Source organism: Streptomyces sp. NPDC094034 (assembly GCF_040303865.1).
GTDB lineage: Bacteria > Actinomycetota > Actinomycetes > Streptomycetales > Streptomycetaceae > Streptomyces.
The window spans coordinates 1-13,591 of the sequence record NZ_JBEOUD010000027.1 but is presented as its reverse complement, the minus strand read 5'-3'; the positions used below and the strand labels follow the sequence as shown (position 1 = coordinate 13,591).

General features: G+C 70.0%; 13 protein-coding genes. 7 read left to right on the top strand and 6 right to left on the bottom strand.

What is annotated here, in order from left to right; all coding sequences use genetic code 11:
- Window positions 1–104: 104 nt before the first annotated feature.
- Window positions 105–821, top strand: a complete 717-nt coding sequence (locus tag ABTZ59_RS22845; protein WP_351411696.1) for a response regulator transcription factor — start codon at window positions 105–107, stop codon at window positions 819–821.
- The gene (locus ABTZ59_RS22840; protein WP_351411690.1) at window positions 814–1,917 is read left to right on the top strand and encodes a sensor histidine kinase; all 1,104 of its coding nucleotides are present in this window, start codon (window positions 814–816) and stop codon (window positions 1,915–1,917) included. The genes ABTZ59_RS22845 and ABTZ59_RS22840 overlap by 8 nt, the downstream gene beginning before the upstream one ends.
- Window positions 1,918–2,095: 178 nt before the next feature.
- Here the strand turns inward: ABTZ59_RS22840 and ABTZ59_RS22835 are convergent, their stop codons facing one another.
- Window positions 2,096–3,139 carry an NAD(P)-dependent alcohol dehydrogenase gene (locus tag ABTZ59_RS22835; RefSeq protein WP_351411681.1) on the bottom strand — a complete coding sequence of 348 codons (1,044 nt, stop codon included), beginning with the start codon at window positions 3,137–3,139 and terminating at the stop codon, window positions 2,096–2,098.
- A 118-nt stretch (window positions 3,140–3,257) separates the two neighbouring features.
- On the opposite strand from ABTZ59_RS22835, the gene ABTZ59_RS22830 reads away from it, so the two are divergent.
- Together ABTZ59_RS22830 and ABTZ59_RS22825 are read left to right on the top strand one after the other, a co-directional pair.
- Window positions 3,258–4,199 (top strand): MmyB family transcriptional regulator, encoded by a 942-nt coding sequence (locus tag ABTZ59_RS22830; RefSeq protein WP_351411674.1) that lies wholly within the window; start codon window positions 3,258–3,260, stop codon window positions 4,197–4,199.
- 185 nt (window positions 4,200–4,384) lie between these two features.
- On the top strand, window positions 4,385–4,966 hold the full coding sequence (locus ABTZ59_RS22825; RefSeq protein ID WP_351411666.1) for a hypothetical protein: 582 nt from the start codon (window positions 4,385–4,387) through the stop codon (window positions 4,964–4,966).
- A gap of 52 nt (window positions 4,967–5,018) precedes the next feature.
- Here the strand turns inward: ABTZ59_RS22825 and ABTZ59_RS22820 are convergent, their stop codons facing one another.
- From ABTZ59_RS22820 to ABTZ59_RS22805, 4 genes are all read right to left on the bottom strand, one after another.
- Window positions 5,019–5,987 carry an alpha/beta hydrolase gene (locus ABTZ59_RS22820; RefSeq protein WP_351411662.1) on the bottom strand — a complete coding sequence of 323 codons (969 nt, stop codon included), beginning with the start codon at window positions 5,985–5,987 and terminating at the stop codon, window positions 5,019–5,021.
- Between the two features lie 254 nt (window positions 5,988–6,241).
- Window positions 6,242–6,751 (bottom strand): GNAT family N-acetyltransferase, encoded by a 510-nt coding sequence (locus tag ABTZ59_RS22815; RefSeq protein WP_351411649.1) that lies wholly within the window; start codon window positions 6,749–6,751, stop codon window positions 6,242–6,244.
- A 291-nt stretch (window positions 6,752–7,042) separates the two neighbouring features.
- Window positions 7,043–9,394, bottom strand: coding sequence for an ABC transporter permease (locus ABTZ59_RS22810; protein WP_351411640.1), 2,352 nt, complete (start codon window positions 9,392–9,394; stop codon window positions 7,043–7,045).
- Complete coding sequence (locus ABTZ59_RS22805) at window positions 9,391–10,098, bottom strand: ABC transporter ATP-binding protein (protein WP_351411631.1); 708 nt, start codon at window positions 10,096–10,098, stop codon at window positions 9,391–9,393. The genes ABTZ59_RS22810 and ABTZ59_RS22805 overlap by 4 nt, the downstream gene beginning before the upstream one ends.
- A 160-nt stretch (window positions 10,099–10,258) precedes the next feature.
- On the opposite strand from ABTZ59_RS22805, the gene ABTZ59_RS22800 reads away from it, so the two are divergent.
- Window positions 10,259–11,623, top strand: a complete 1,365-nt coding sequence (locus ABTZ59_RS22800; RefSeq protein ID WP_351411619.1) for a sensor histidine kinase — start codon at window positions 10,259–10,261, stop codon at window positions 11,621–11,623.
- Window positions 11,620–12,318, top strand: a complete 699-nt coding sequence (locus tag ABTZ59_RS22795) for a response regulator (RefSeq protein ID WP_351411609.1) — start codon at window positions 11,620–11,622, stop codon at window positions 12,316–12,318. The genes ABTZ59_RS22800 and ABTZ59_RS22795 overlap by 4 nt, the downstream gene beginning before the upstream one ends.
- Window positions 12,319–12,387: 69 nt before the next feature.
- On the opposite strand, the gene ABTZ59_RS22790 is transcribed toward ABTZ59_RS22795, so the two are convergent.
- Complete coding sequence (locus ABTZ59_RS22790; RefSeq protein ID WP_351411598.1) at window positions 12,388–12,588, bottom strand: hypothetical protein; 201 nt, start codon at window positions 12,586–12,588, stop codon at window positions 12,388–12,390.
- Between the two features lie 5 nt (window positions 12,589–12,593).
- On the opposite strand from ABTZ59_RS22790, the gene ABTZ59_RS22785 reads away from it, so the two are divergent.
- Window positions 12,594–13,475 carry an MBL fold metallo-hydrolase gene (locus ABTZ59_RS22785; RefSeq protein WP_351411591.1) on the top strand — a complete coding sequence of 294 codons (882 nt, stop codon included), beginning with the start codon at window positions 12,594–12,596 and terminating at the stop codon, window positions 13,473–13,475.
- Window positions 13,476–13,591 lie beyond the last annotated feature (116 nt).

The following is a 13,591-nucleotide window of genomic DNA, read 5'->3' as shown; positions in this document are numbered from 1 at the left end:
TTCGGGTGTCCGGTGCGCACACGTCTTCGCTCACGTCTTCGCTCACGTCTTCGCATACGTCTTCGCATACGTCGGCGATACGTTGTGCTGCTTAGGCTTCGGACATGCGCGTACTGATCGTGGAGGACGAGCCCTACCTGGCCGAAGCCGTACGGGACGGTCTGCGGCTGGAGGCGATCGCCGCCGACATAGCGGGCGACGGCGACTCCGCACTGGAACTGCTCGGCGTCAACTCCTACGACCTCGCGGTCCTCGACCGCGACATCCCCGGCCCCACCGGCGACGAGGTCGCCCGGCGCATCGTCGCCTCCGGCAGTGGCATCCCGATCCTCATGCTCACCGCCGCCGACCGGATCGACGACAAGGCTTCCGGGTTCGGGCTCGGCGCCGACGACTACCTCACCAAACCGTTCGAGCTGCGAGAGCTCGTCATGCGGCTGAGGGCGCTCGACCGCAGGCGCGCGTACACCCGGCCCCCGGTCCGGGAGATCGGGGGCCTGCGGCTCGACCCCTTCCGCCGGGAGGTCTTCCGCGACGGGCGCTATGTCGCGCTCACCCGTAAACAGTTCGCCGTGCTGGAAGTCCTCGTCGCCGCCGAGGGCGGTGTCGTCAGCGCCGAGGAGCTGCTGGAACGGGCCTGGGACGAGAACGCCAACCCCCTCACCAACGCCGTGCGCATCACCGTCTCCGCACTGCGCAAACGGCTCGGTGAACCGTGGATCATCGCCACGGTGCCAGGCGTCGGCTACCGTATCGACACCGCTGCGGACGCCATCACCCCCGGCGGGGACACCACTGACTCCGGCAGTACGCGTGCGTAGGCGCCGAGGGCTCAGCGCCCGGCTGAAGCTCACCCTCAGCTACGCCGGGTTCCTCGCCGTCGTCGGCACTCTCCTGCTGGCCGTGGTGTGGCTGTACCTGCTGCGCTACGTACCCGACAACCCCAAGGGCCTCCTCGGGATCTCGCCCAATCGCTACCTCCTCGTGCGCACCTTCGCCCCCGCCGCGGCCACCAGCCTGATCCTCCTGCTCGTCCTCGGCCTCCTGGGGGGATGGCTCCTCGCCGGCCGGATGCTCGCACCACTCGCCCAGATCACGGACGCGGCACGGATGGCGGGGAACGGGTCGCTGTCCCACCGGATCCGTATGAAGGGCCGCCAGGACGAATTCCGTGAACTCTCCGACGCGTTCGACTCGATGCTCCAACAACTGGAGTCCCACGTCGCCGAGCAGCGGAGATTCGCCGCGAACGCCTCCCACGAACTGCGCACCCCGCTGGCGATCTCACGGACGCTCCTCGACGTCGCCCGCAAGGACCCGACACGGGCCCGGGGCGAACTCATCGAACGCCTGCACACCGTCAATACGCGGGCGATCGACCTCACCGAGGCCCTTCTGCTGCTCAGTCGAGGCGACCGCGGACACTTCAGCCGCGAGAGCGTCGACCTCTCCCTCAGCGCCGAGGAAGCCGCCGAAACGCTCCTTCCCCTCGCCGAACAGCGCCGGATCACACTCGACGTCACCGGCGGAGCGGCCCCGACCAGCGGCTCCCCTGAGCTCCTGCTGCGGATGGTGATGAACCTCGTCCAGAACGCCATCGTCCACAACCTCCCCGCCGACGGCACCGTGACGGTCCACACCGAGGCGCACGGCGACACGAGCGTGCTGCGCGTCGAGAACACGGGTCACCGGCTCCCACCGCAACTGATACCGACCCTCACCGAGCCCTTCCAGCGCGGCACGGAACGCGTACGCACCGACGAGCACGCCGGAGTGGGTCTCGGCCTGGCCATCGTGCACAGCATCGTCCGCGCCCACGACGGAACCCTCGACCTCGCTCCCCACCCCGCCGGCGGTCTCCTCGTCACCGTCCGGCTTCCCAGCACGCCGCGGGATCAGACAAACGCCGGATCGTAGACGCCGTACCCCCTCCCCTCGGGGGAGTCGAGGGCGAGGCCGGTGCTGAGTGCGTGAGTTCCTGGCTGACCGTGTCCAGGCGGTCATGGGTGAGCCCTCCTCGGGACCCGGTGGATCTGGGTGATCCTGCCGGAGCCCGGGGAGGGCGTCGATTACTCGCTCGGGGAGGCCGCGTGGCTCAGATCGTCGCGGTGTCGATCACAAAGCGGTAGCGCACGTCCGAGTCGAGCACACGTTCATACGCCTCGTTGATCTGGCTCGCCTCGATCAGCTCGATCTCGGCGCCGAGGCCGTGCTCGGCGCAGAAGTCGAGCATCTCCTGGGTCTCGGCGATGCCGCCGATCGCCGAACCGGCGAGCGTCTTGTTGCCGCTGATCAAGGAGAACAGGTTCAGGGCGACGGGCTCCTCGGGAGCGCCGACGTTCACCAGGGCACCGCCGGTCTTCAGCAGGCTCAGGTACGCACCGAAGTCCAGGGGCGCCGACACCGTGGAGAGGATGATGTCGAAGGCGCCGGCCAGGTTCTCGAAGGTGGCCGGGTCGCTGGTGGCGTAGTAGTGGTCGGCGCCCAGCTTCAGGCCGTCGTCCTTCTTGCGCAGCGACTGGGAGGGGACCGTGACCTCGGCGCCGAGGGCGTGCGCGATCTTGACGGCCATGTGGCCGAGGCCGCCCAGGCCGATCACGGCGACCCTCTTGCCGGGGGCCGCTCCCCAGTGCTTGAGCGGTGAGTACGTGGTGATGCCCGCGCAGAGCAGCGGCGCGGCCACGTCCAGTGACAGCCCGTCCGGGATGCGGACGGTGAAGTTCTCGTCGACGACAACCTTCTGTGAGTAGCCGCCGTAGGTGGGCTCGCCGTCGTGGCCGATGGCGTTGTACGTGCCGACGTTCCCGCGCAGGCAGTGCTGCTCCTGACCGGCCTCGCAGTTCTCGCACTCACGGCAGGAGTCGACCATGCAGCCGACCCCGACCCGGTCGCCGATCTTGAATTTCGTCACGCCGGGGCCGACCTCGGCGACGACGCCCGCGATCTCGTGGCCGGGCACCATCGGGAAGATGGCCTCGCCCCAGCCCTCGCGTGCCTGGTGAATGTCGGAGTGGCAGATGCCGGCGAACTCGATGTCGATCAGGACGTCGAACTCGCCGACCGTACGGCGCTCGATCGTGGTGCGCTCCAGCGGTGCCTTGGCGCTGGGGGCGGCGTATGCGGCAACAGTCGTGGTCATGTCTTCGAGAGTGCCTCCTCGGAGCGTGTTCACCCAGGTCACCGCTTTGGGTACGTCCAGTGGTCCTACTACTGGCGGGGTCAGGCTCCTGGTCGTACGAAGGGGAATACTTGAGAACATGGACGACACCCCCTCCACACACGACCCCCTCTCCGCGGACGACGAACAGGCAGCCCTCCCCGACGTGCTCGACGGCCGGGCCGAGCTCAGCGAGTTCCTGCGCACCCGGCGGGCTCGGCTCAAGCCGGAGGACGTGGGAATCCCCTCGCATGGGCGGCACCGGCGGGTGCCGGGGCTGCGGCGCGAGGAGCTGGCGCAGCTGGCCGGGGTCTCGGTGGCGTACTACACACGCCTGGAACAGGGAAACGGGCGCAATGTGTCGGCGGAGGTACTCGGTTCGATCGCGCGCGCCCTGCGTCTGACCGACGCCGAGCACGCGCACCTCACCCATCTCGCCAAGCCGAAGCAGCAGCGGAGGAAGTACCGGGCGCCCAGGCGGCAGCACGTACGGGTGGCGCTGCGACAGCTGCTGGAGTCGATGGACGGCGTGCCCGCGTATGTCGGCGGTGCGCGCTCGGAGATCCTCGCCTGGAACCGAATGGCGGCGGCGCTGTTCGGCGACTGGGGCAAGCTGCCGCCCGCGGAGCGCAACTGGGCACGGCTGACCTTCCTCTCCCCCGACTACCGTGAGCTGTTCCTGGAGTGGGACTCCAAGGCGTCCGACATGGTCAGCTATCTGCGGCTGTACGCGGGCCAGCACCCGCAGGACCCGGAGCTCTCGGCGCTCGTGGGTGAACTCTCCGTAAAGAGCGAGGAGTTCAGGCGACTGTGGGCCACGCACGATGTGAAGGAGAAGGGCCACGGCGTGAAGCGGATGCGGCATCCGCTGGTCGGTGACCTGACCCTCGCGTACGAGACGATGCATCTCCCGGACGACCACGAACAGTATCTGTGCGTGTACCACGCGGAGCCGGGCTCCGCGTCGGCCGAGGGTCTGCGCATCCTCGCGAGCTGGGGCGCGGACACGGTCCACGCGGAGAGCCGGACATCACAGCCCTGAAGACAGCCCTGAAGCACCGCGGCGAACGCGTCGGCTCGGGGCCCCGGCCGCGAGTTCCCCGCCGATCTCGTCTCGAATCTGGTCTCGGACCCCGTCTCGGATCCCGTCTCGAATCCGGTCCCGGATCCGGTCCCGGGGTCCGGCGGTCTCGCGCTCGGTGTCGGCAGCGGTCACACTCGACAGTCATGGACGCAGGATTGGCCGCGGTCTGCGGCGCGTTGGCCGCGACGGTCGCCACCATAGGAGCGGCGTTCGCCACCGGCCGCTCCCAGCGCGAGACGGCCCGGATCGCCGCCCACACCGAACACCACAGACAGCGGCGTGAACCGCGCCTCGCGGTCTACCGGGCGTTCATCGCCGCGACGGAGGGGCTGCGAAAGGCGATCGGACAGCGGGAACCCGGGCCCCACGCCCTCTCCGATTTCACGAGCGCCTATGTGCGCGGCTGCCGGGACCGGGCGTCGGACATGAAATCCGTATGGTTCGACATCGCCCTGGCAGGTCCCAAACATGTGTCGACGCTCGCGGAGGAACTGGCCCAGTCCGCCGACGTGATCTCTTCCCTCTGTGTGGAGTTGGGACAGATCCGAGCAGATCGCGAGGAGAATCCGGCCGCGAAACCGCCACCGCACACCGATGCCCTGCTCATCTCGTTCGAGCAGACGGTTCAGCCTCTGATGGAGAGCCTGTCGGCATTCATCGAGGCTGCCCGGGACGCCCTGGACGACAATGGACTGAGCGGCCTCCGCGCCCCTTCCGGCCGGTGACGGCGGCGCCTGATCGCCTGTCAGAACATCGCCTCGGCCATCCGCGCCCCGATCAGGCCAGCGCCTTCTTCAGAGCGCTGATGGCGAGTTCACGGGCCACATTGGTGGCATGGCACCCCCGGAGGCTGTCCAGCATCATGAAGTCGTGGACGATGCCCTCCACGCGCACCGCCGTCACGTCGACACCGGCCTCGCGGAGCTTCGCGGCGTAGGCCTCGCCCTCGTCGCGCAGGACATCGGCCTCGTCGGTGATGACAAGGGCCGGTGGCAGGCCCTTGAGCTGACCGGCGCTCGCCCGCAGCGGGGAGGCGTAGGGCTCGGTCCGCTGTTTCTGGTTGGTCGTGTACTGGTCCCAGAACCAGATCATGCCGTCCCGCGTCAGGTAGTAGCCGTCCGCGAACTGGAGGTACGACGCCGTATCGAAGGCGGCGTTCGTGACCGGGTACAGCAGCACCTGCGCACTCAAGCCCACGTCACCGCGGTCCTTGGCCATGAGGGCGAACACCGCGGCCATGTTGCCGCCCACCGAGTCACCGCAGACCGCGATACGGGAGGCGTCGAGACCATGCTCGGCACCGTGCTTCACGACCCACTCGCCGACGGCCCAGTTCTGCTCGATCTGCGTCGGGTACCTGGCCTCGGGTGCCCGGTCGTAGACGGGGAAGACCGCGGCGGCGTCGGCTCCGGTGGCGAGTTCCCGTACGAGGCGGTCGTGGGTGTTCTCGTCGCCGAAGACCCAGCCGGCCCCGTGGATGTAGAAGATGACCGGCAGATCCCCGACGGCGCCCTTGGGACGGACGATGCGGGTGCGGACCCTGCCGTACTCGCCCGCGTCGACCGTCACCCACTCTTCGTCGATCTCCGGCTTGTCGACGCCTTTACCGGTCTGGAGCCCGGCGAGGATGTCCCTGCCCTGCTCCGGTGGGACCTCGTAGATCCTCGGATGCGGCGATGTGGCCTCGGTGAGCTCCTTCGCGGCGGGTTCGAGGACGGGGGCGGGCGGAGGGGGCAGCTCGGCCATGACGGTCTCCTGTGTTCTCGCGCGAACGGATGGTGAGGAAGCCCGGCTCACCGGCCGGCACCGATGGGCGGGGCCCATGGCGCGAGGATCATGCGGCCGACGTCGGAAGTTCGCTCCTCTCGCCATGTTCCAGGGGGACACGCCCCGCGCAACTCGAACGCGCCAGGCGTGGTGGAGAACCGCCCGCCGTGCCGGGGCTCGCCTGTGGAGACCCGGCACGGCGGTTTCGGCTAGGTGCCGAACCGCGGTTTCGGCTAGATGCCGAACGGAGCGGCGTAGTGGACGGTTCCGGCGGGCAGCGGATGGTCGGCGTCGAGGGTGAGGGCCATCATGGCCTCGTCCGGGACGTCGATGCTCAGTCCGATGCCGTATGCGGAAGCGCGGGTGAAGCCGAACCGCGGGTAGTACTCAGGGTGTCCGAGGACAGTGACGAAGTGTTCGCCCAACTGCTCGGCGGCCCGCAATGAGGCGCGGATCGCCGCGGAGCCGGCGCCGGTCCTCTGGTACTCGGGCCGGACGGCGACCGGCCCCAGACACAGGGCCGGGGTGTCGTCGATGTGGCAGCGGGTCAGCAGCGCGTGGCCGATGGGAGTGCCGTCGTGGTCGGTGGCGACGAGGGACAGACCGTCGATCCACGAGGGGTCGGCGCGCAGGGCCTCGACGAGGTCCGCCTCCAGCGGAGTGTCGAACGCGGCGAGGTTGATCTCACGAATGGTCGGGATGTCGGCGCTGGTCTCGGCGCGCGTGATCCAGTTGATGCTCACGGTGGATGGAGATCCGTTTCGTGGTGGGTTCGTATGGGTTTTGCCCCGCGAGCTCACGCTCCCGGCGGGGCGCATCCGGATGAGGGTCAGGCCAGGGCCCGGGACGTGAGGACGGTCCGGGCGGAGCGCAGGGCGCCGGTGGCCTTGAGCGCGGTCATCAACCCCACCTCCCCGCTTCCTCGATCTGGATCCGATACGAACGCCGAGCACCATATCATCGGGGCGGCCGACCGGCCCCCGCCGATCCTCGCGGGGGGGGCGGCCGGAGACACGAGCACAGAACCTGATCTCCTACTCGGTGCGCAGGGCCGTGGCGGTACGGGCCCTGGCGGCCCAGCCGGCGGGCAGGAGCGCGCCCAGGGTGGCGATGAGCAGGCCGCCGAATGCCAGCGACAGCAGTTCGGCACCCTGGTAGACGGCGATGACGGAATCGGGGAGGCGGAGCCCCACACTCTCGCCCATCGCGGGGAGGACCCGGCCGTGCAGGGCCACGCCGAGCGGCACGCCCAGAGCGCCCGCGACCAGTCCGGTCACCACGACAGAGGTGAGGACCATCGCGACGGTCTGCCGGGGGGTCATGCCGAGCGCCTTGTGGACTCCGATCTCCCGGACGCGCTCGCGGGTATCGAGCAGCACACCGTTCAGCACGCCGAGCGCGGCGACGGCGACGAGCATCAGCGTGAGGATCGCGGACAGCGCGTTGAGCGTGACGACCATGTCGCCGCCCGCGTCGAGCCCACCGGCCCGAGCAGTGGCCCCCAGCGGTGCCAGATCCTTGTTCAGGGCGTCGACGTAGCCGCTCACGTCGGTGCCCGACGTGACCGCGACATGATGGCTCGTCTCGGTCAGATCGGGATCCGCGGCGGTGAGGGTCGCGGCGTCGGTGAAGACCTGCATACCGTCGTTACGGGGGTCGAGGACCTCACCGACGATCCGGACCGTGACCGGCTCGGCCAGGCCGTTCAGGGTGACGGTGTCGCCGACGCGGGTGCCGGTGGCGGTCAGGAAAGGGGTGGGGACCACGCCCTCGCCCGGCCTGTCGATCCAGCGGCCCGAGACCATCGTGTAGCCGCCCCAGGAAGCGTCGCCGGTGAAGGCGATCACGTCGATGACGCCGGACAGACCGGACACGGTCGTCCGTACCGTAGCGGCGCTGTAGTACTTCCCGGTTCCGGCGGCGGTCTCGATGGCCGCGGCGACCGCGGTGGGATCGGCCCCGGGCCGCTTCTCGGGGCGAGGGCCCTGGTGTCCGAAGTCGGGCAAGGGCGCCGGCACGACGACATCGGCGGCGGCGTGGGCCCTGGCTTTCATCACCTGGCCGAGCGAGGCGCCCATTCCCACGGTGAACGTGACGGCGATGGCGCCGAAGAGGATCGCCGTGCCCGCGGCCAGCGCGCGGGCGGGCCGCGCGAAGGGCCGGGCCAGGCCCAGAGCGACCGGCCGCGGCAGCGGCAGTCGTCCGGCCAGCCGGGCCGCCCACCGGCCGCGCACCGCGGAAGCGGTACGCCCGACGGCGAGCGCGTCCACCGTACGCAGCCGCCCGGCCCGCCAGGCACTCGCCCACGCGATCGCCGCCACCAGTGCGAGCACCCCGCCGATCACCGTCAGGTCGACCCAGGGGGCGATGGCCAGGGACGAGGTGCCGTAGACCTCCTCGGTCTGGGCCAGTACGGGGATGGCGAGCAGATGACCCGCGACGACGCCGAGGGCCGTGCCGACGGCGGCCGGGATCAGCGCCGTGCCCACGTAGGCCCGCACGACCTGGGCCGGGGTGAAGCCGATGGCCTTGAGGATGCCGATGCGGCGTGTGCTCGTGCCGACGGCCGACGCGACCACGTTGCCGACGATGAGCACCGACATGACCAGGCCGAGTGCGCCGAACGCGATGAGGAACGGAACGTAGAGGGCGGTGTCGCGCTCGGCGGTCTTCTTGACGGCGAGCCATGACTGTTTGCCGAGGATCGCTCCCGGCGGCAGCTGTTCCGTCACGGCCTTGCCGCCCGCGGTGATCCGCGCGGCGGTGTCCGCGTCGGTGAAGCGGTAGAGCATCTGGTAGCCGCCGCTGCCGGGCGCGGTGAGCGCCGGCATCTGGGACGGAACCACCCAGGCGTCGGCGGTCCGCGTGACCGAGCGGGCCACCCCGACCACCGTCAGGGTGGGGCCGCTGGACAGATCGGGGAAGTCGATCTTCATGCCCATGGTCGGGAGGAGCGAGGAGTCGGCGGACAACACGATCTCGCCAGGGCGCGTGGGCCACCGGCCGTCGAGCAGTGCCACCTCGTCCACGTCCCGGCCGGGATCGCCCCGGCCGACCACGGTCATCATCGGCCCCCCGGGGCCCGCGCCGTTCAATCGCGGGGTGACCGTCGCCGTACGGAACGGTCCGGCCGCACCGCTCACCCCTTCGGTTTCCTTGGACTTGGACAACTGCCCGGCACTCACCCTGTTCGCGTCGAACCGCAGGGACAGATGCGCGCCGCGCTGCTTCGCGAAGGCGTCGTCGAAGGGCGCGCCGGACACCACGAGCAGCGTTCCGCCGAGGACGGAGGCCGCCACCGCCATCATCGTGGCGAGCCCGATCACCAGCGTCCGCACCCGGCGTCGGCTCACCCCCGAGCGCACCACCTTGCCGAGCGCGCTCATCGGACGGCCTCCGGGGCGACGGCCCCTGACCGGGTGTCCTCGGTGATCCGGCCGTCGGCGATCCGGACCGTACGGTTCGTGCAGGACCGGGCCAGAGCCAGGTCGTGGGTGACCACGACGATGGTCTGTCCCTCGGCGTTGAGGTCGGTGAGCAGTCCGCTGACGTCCTGTCCCGCGGCCGTGTCCAGGGCCCCGGTCGGCTCGTCGGCCAGGAGCAGCGCTGGCCGGTTCATCAACGCCCGGGCCACCGCGACGCGTTGCCGCTCACCGCCGGACAGCCGCCCCGGGTAGGCGCGGGCGTGCCGGTCCATGCCAAGCAGTTCCAGGAGCTCCGCCGTCCGGCGGTCCGCCTCGCCGCGTGCCATACCCGCGAGGCGCGCGGGCAGGGCGACATTGTCGGTGACGGTCAGATCGTCGAGCAGGTTGAAGAACTGGAAGACCATGCCGATCTTCGACCGCCGGTAGCGCGCCGAACCGGCTTCGCCCAGCTGGTCCACCCGTACCCCGTCCACGGTGACTCTCCCCGTGTCGGGCCGGTCCAGGCCCGCGATCAGATTGAGCAGCGTGGACTTGCCGCTGCCGGAGGGGCCGAGGATCGCGACGGCCTCGCCGGGCCGCACGCTCAGCGACGCCTCGTGCAGAGCGGGCGGGCCGTCGTCGTACCGGCGGCTCACCTCACGCAGTTCGATCAACGGCATGGTCATAACAGGCTCCTTGGACATGGGCGGTTGGCTGGGTGAACGCTAGGAGCGGGCCCGGCCCGCACACGTCGGCCGCCCGAACCCTTCGCGGTACCGCGCTGGGATGAGCCCTGGAAACGTCATCCCTGCGATGTACGCGGGTGATGTATCCGGTGCGGTGGGAATGGCCACCGGGACGGACGACGCGGGTCCGCGCGGCGGCGACAATGAACCGGTGAGGGACGTGAGTACGACGCTGGAGGGGCTGCGGGAGGCCGCGCGCCGGAGGGTCCGCGACGGCGGGCTTCCGAGCGCTCCACCGCTACGACCCGGCCGGCGCGCCTGGCAGTTCGACACACTGGTGGCACTGGCACTCGGAATCGCCGCCGTCTACTACGGCATCGACAACGCAGACAACGTGGTGATCCGCGAGATCACGCCCGGTGTGGAACGCGTCGTGCCGCGCCCGTCCGGCCCCGGCGGCCTGGCCTTCATGGTGACCCTCGCGGTCATCGCCTCGGGCGCGCTGGCGCTGCGCCGCCGCTACCCGCTCGCCGTGCTGTGCGTCGTGACGGCCGCGACACTGGCGACACCGCAGAGCGTGCTGCGGCTGACCTTCTACGCGTTCGTCATCACCGTCTACAGCGCCGCCGTGTACAGCCCGTACCGGGTGGCGACCCTGGCGGCGCTGCCGGTGTCGGTCGTCCTGGTCGGCACCTCGGGGAACTCGGTGACACCGATCGTCCCCAACGAATACATCGCCCTGCTGATCCTGGTCCCGATGGCCGTGGCCGCCGTCGGCCTGCGTACCTGGAAACTCCGGACCGACGAGGGCCGCACCCGGCTCTCCGCCCTGGAACGCGAACAGGCCGACGCGCTGCGCCGGGCCGTCGAGCATGAGCGGGCCAGGATCGCCCGTGAACTGCACGACGTCGTCACCCACAACGTCAGCGTGATGATCATCCAGGCGGGCGCCGCCCGCAAGATCATGAACACCTCCCCGAAGCAGGCCGGCGAGGCGCTGCTCGCCGTCGAGGCGGGCGGGCGGGCCGCCATGACCGAGCTGCGCCACGTGATGGGGCTGCTCACCATGGCCGATGACGGCGTGGAGAGGGACGGAAGCGCGGACCTGGCCGCGACGGAGGCGGAGTTGGCCCCGCAACCCGGCCTGGGCCAGCTGGAAACGCTGGTCGGACGGGTCCGGGACACCGGACTGCCCATCGATCTGACCGTGACCGGCCCGCCGCGTCCTCTCCCGCCCGGCCTCGAACTCGCCGCGTACCGGGTGATCCAGGAAGCCCTGACCAACACCGTGAAGCACGCGTCCGGCGCCAGCGCCGCCGTGACCGTCGAATTCGGCCCGGATCGGCTCCGGGTCGTAGTCACCGACACCGGTGGACACTCGGGCACGGGCGCGACCACCGGTAACGGCCGGGGCCTGATCGGCCTGCGCGAGCGTCTCGCCGTCTACGACGGAATCCTGAACACCGGCCGACGCGTGACCGGTGGCTATCGTGTGGAAGCACTGATCCCTCTGGAGGCACCGTGACCGAGCCGCCGCGTGTGCTTCTCGCCGACGACCAGACACTGGTCCGTACCGGATTCCGGATGATCCTCAACGCCGACGGCGTGGACGTCGTCGGCGAGGCGGCCAATGGAGCCGAAGCCGTCGAAGCGGTCCGCCGCAGCCGGCCCGACGTGGTCCTGATGGATGTCCGGATGCCCGAGATGGACGGCTTGGAGGCCACCCGCCGCATCCTCACCGGCGCCCCGGGCGAACCCCGCGTCATCATCCTCACGACCTTCGACCTCGACCGGTATGTCTACGCGGCACTGTCCGCCGGGGCCAGCGGCTTCCTCCTCAAGGACGTCACCCCCGAGCAGTTGACCGCGGCCGTCCGCACGGTGCGTACCGGCGACGCTCTCCTCGCGCCCGCCATCACGCGCCGCCTCGTGCAGCGGTTCGCCCAGCGCGGCGGCGAAACCGCCGCCCTCCACCGCGACCTGGCCACGCTCACCCCGCGCGAGCTGGAGGTCCTCTGTCTGCTGGCCCGAGGACTGAGCAACGCCGAACTCGCGGCGCGCCTCCACCTGGCCGAGGCGACCGTGAAAACGCACGTCGCCCGCATCCTGGCCAAACTCGGGCTCCGTGACCGCGTCCAGGCCGTCATCGTCGCCTACGAGACAGGGCTGGTCAGCGCAGGCGCACACGAGGCCGCCCAGCAGCCGACGGAGCAGACGTAAGCCCGAGCAGACGCAAGCCCGAGCAGACATAGGCCCGAGGAGACGTAAGCCCGAAGCCGAGACGAGGGATCAGCTGCCGGCCCCTGTGGTTCCGGTCACCACTTCGACGGCGCCCGTACGACCGCTCGCCCCGTCCCGTACGGGCTGACCGTGGTCGAACAGGTTCCGGAGGAAGCCGTGTTCCCGCATGATGTCCAAGGCGAGGTACGACAGACGGCACTTGGCCGCCGGCACCGGCACGGTACGACCGCCTACCGAGGGAGCAGGCACGAATCATGGGTGCGCTCAACGAACAGTCCGCCGTCCGCTCACTCACGCTGGGCGATGCCCGCCTCACCTACGTCGTCGACGGGGCAATGGGCATACTGCCGGAGAGCTTCTTCCCCTCGATACCCGCGGAGTACTGGCGGGAGCATCCGGAGACGCTCGACGAGCACGGCTTCGTCGCCATGTCGGCGGGAGGACTGCTCGTGGAGCGCGACGGCCGCCGTCTGCTGATCGACGCCGGCCTCGGACCGGTTTCCGGGCCGACCAGGGTCTCCGGAGAGCCGGTCGGACACACGAACTCCGGCGCGCTCCCGGAAACCCTTGCCGCGCTGGGTGTCACCCCACAGGACATCGAGAGCGTCGCCTTCACCCACTTGCATGTCGACCACACCGGCTGGGCCTTCACACCGCGGAAGTTCTTCCCCAACGCCCGGTATGTCGTCGCCGTCGACGAGTGGGCTCCGCACGGCCGTGGCGAGACGGTTCCCGGTGCACCGGCTCAGGAGACCATCGAGCCGATGAAGGACGCGCACACCCTGATCTCCCACGGGGACGAGATCTTCGACGGCGTGCACGCCCTGGTGACGCCGGGACATTCTCCCGGCCACACCTCGTATGTGATCACCGCTGGGGACGAGCGGGTCGTGGTCTTCGGCGATGTCTTCCACATCCCGGCGCAGATCGCGCATCCGCACTGGGGGTCGCGCCCCGACACCGACGCCGCCGCGGTCATAACGGCGCGCGAGCGCATCGCCAGGGAACTCGCACAGCCAGGAACGACCGGCTTCGCCTTCCACTTCGGTGACCAGGCATTCGGGCGCCTGATCGGCACACAGTGGGTGCCCGTCGAGACAGAGACGGTCCTGCCCACCCCCAGAGCACTCGCCTAGGTCCTGTCCGGTCGGACAGGACCTAGTCTTCTGAGTCAGGAATTCTGTTCAGATAGCTGGCGAGGCGTTCGAGGATCTCGTCTGCGGTCTTCGTCCAGACGTAGGGCCTGGGGTCG

Bases quoted from the DNA above. Each gene is read 5' to 3' on its own strand.
- ABTZ59_RS22845 (WP_351411696.1), top strand. From the start codon at position 105: ATGCGCGTACTGATCGTGGAGGACGAGCCCTACCTGGCCGAAGCCGTA.
- ABTZ59_RS22835 (WP_351411681.1), bottom strand. From the start codon at position 3,139: ATGACCACGACTGTTGCCGCATACGCCGCCCCCAGCGCCAAGGCACCG.
- ABTZ59_RS22830 (WP_351411674.1), top strand. From the start codon at position 3,258: ATGGACGACACCCCCTCCACACACGACCCCCTCTCCGCGGACGACGAA.
- ABTZ59_RS22825 (WP_351411666.1), top strand. From the start codon at position 4,385: ATGGACGCAGGATTGGCCGCGGTCTGCGGCGCGTTGGCCGCGACGGTC.
- ABTZ59_RS22820 (WP_351411662.1), bottom strand. From the start codon at position 5,987: ATGGCCGAGCTGCCCCCTCCGCCCGCCCCCGTCCTCGAACCCGCCGCG.
- ABTZ59_RS22810 (WP_351411640.1), bottom strand. From the start codon at position 9,394: ATGAGCGCGCTCGGCAAGGTGGTGCGCTCGGGGGTGAGCCGACGCCGG.
- ABTZ59_RS22805 (WP_351411631.1), bottom strand. From the start codon at position 10,098: ATGACCATGCCGTTGATCGAACTGCGTGAGGTGAGCCGCCGGTACGAC.
- ABTZ59_RS22800 (WP_351411619.1), top strand. From the start codon at position 10,259: ATGGCCACCGGGACGGACGACGCGGGTCCGCGCGGCGGCGACAATGAA.
- ABTZ59_RS22785 (WP_351411591.1), top strand. From the start codon at position 12,594: ATGGGTGCGCTCAACGAACAGTCCGCCGTCCGCTCACTCACGCTGGGC.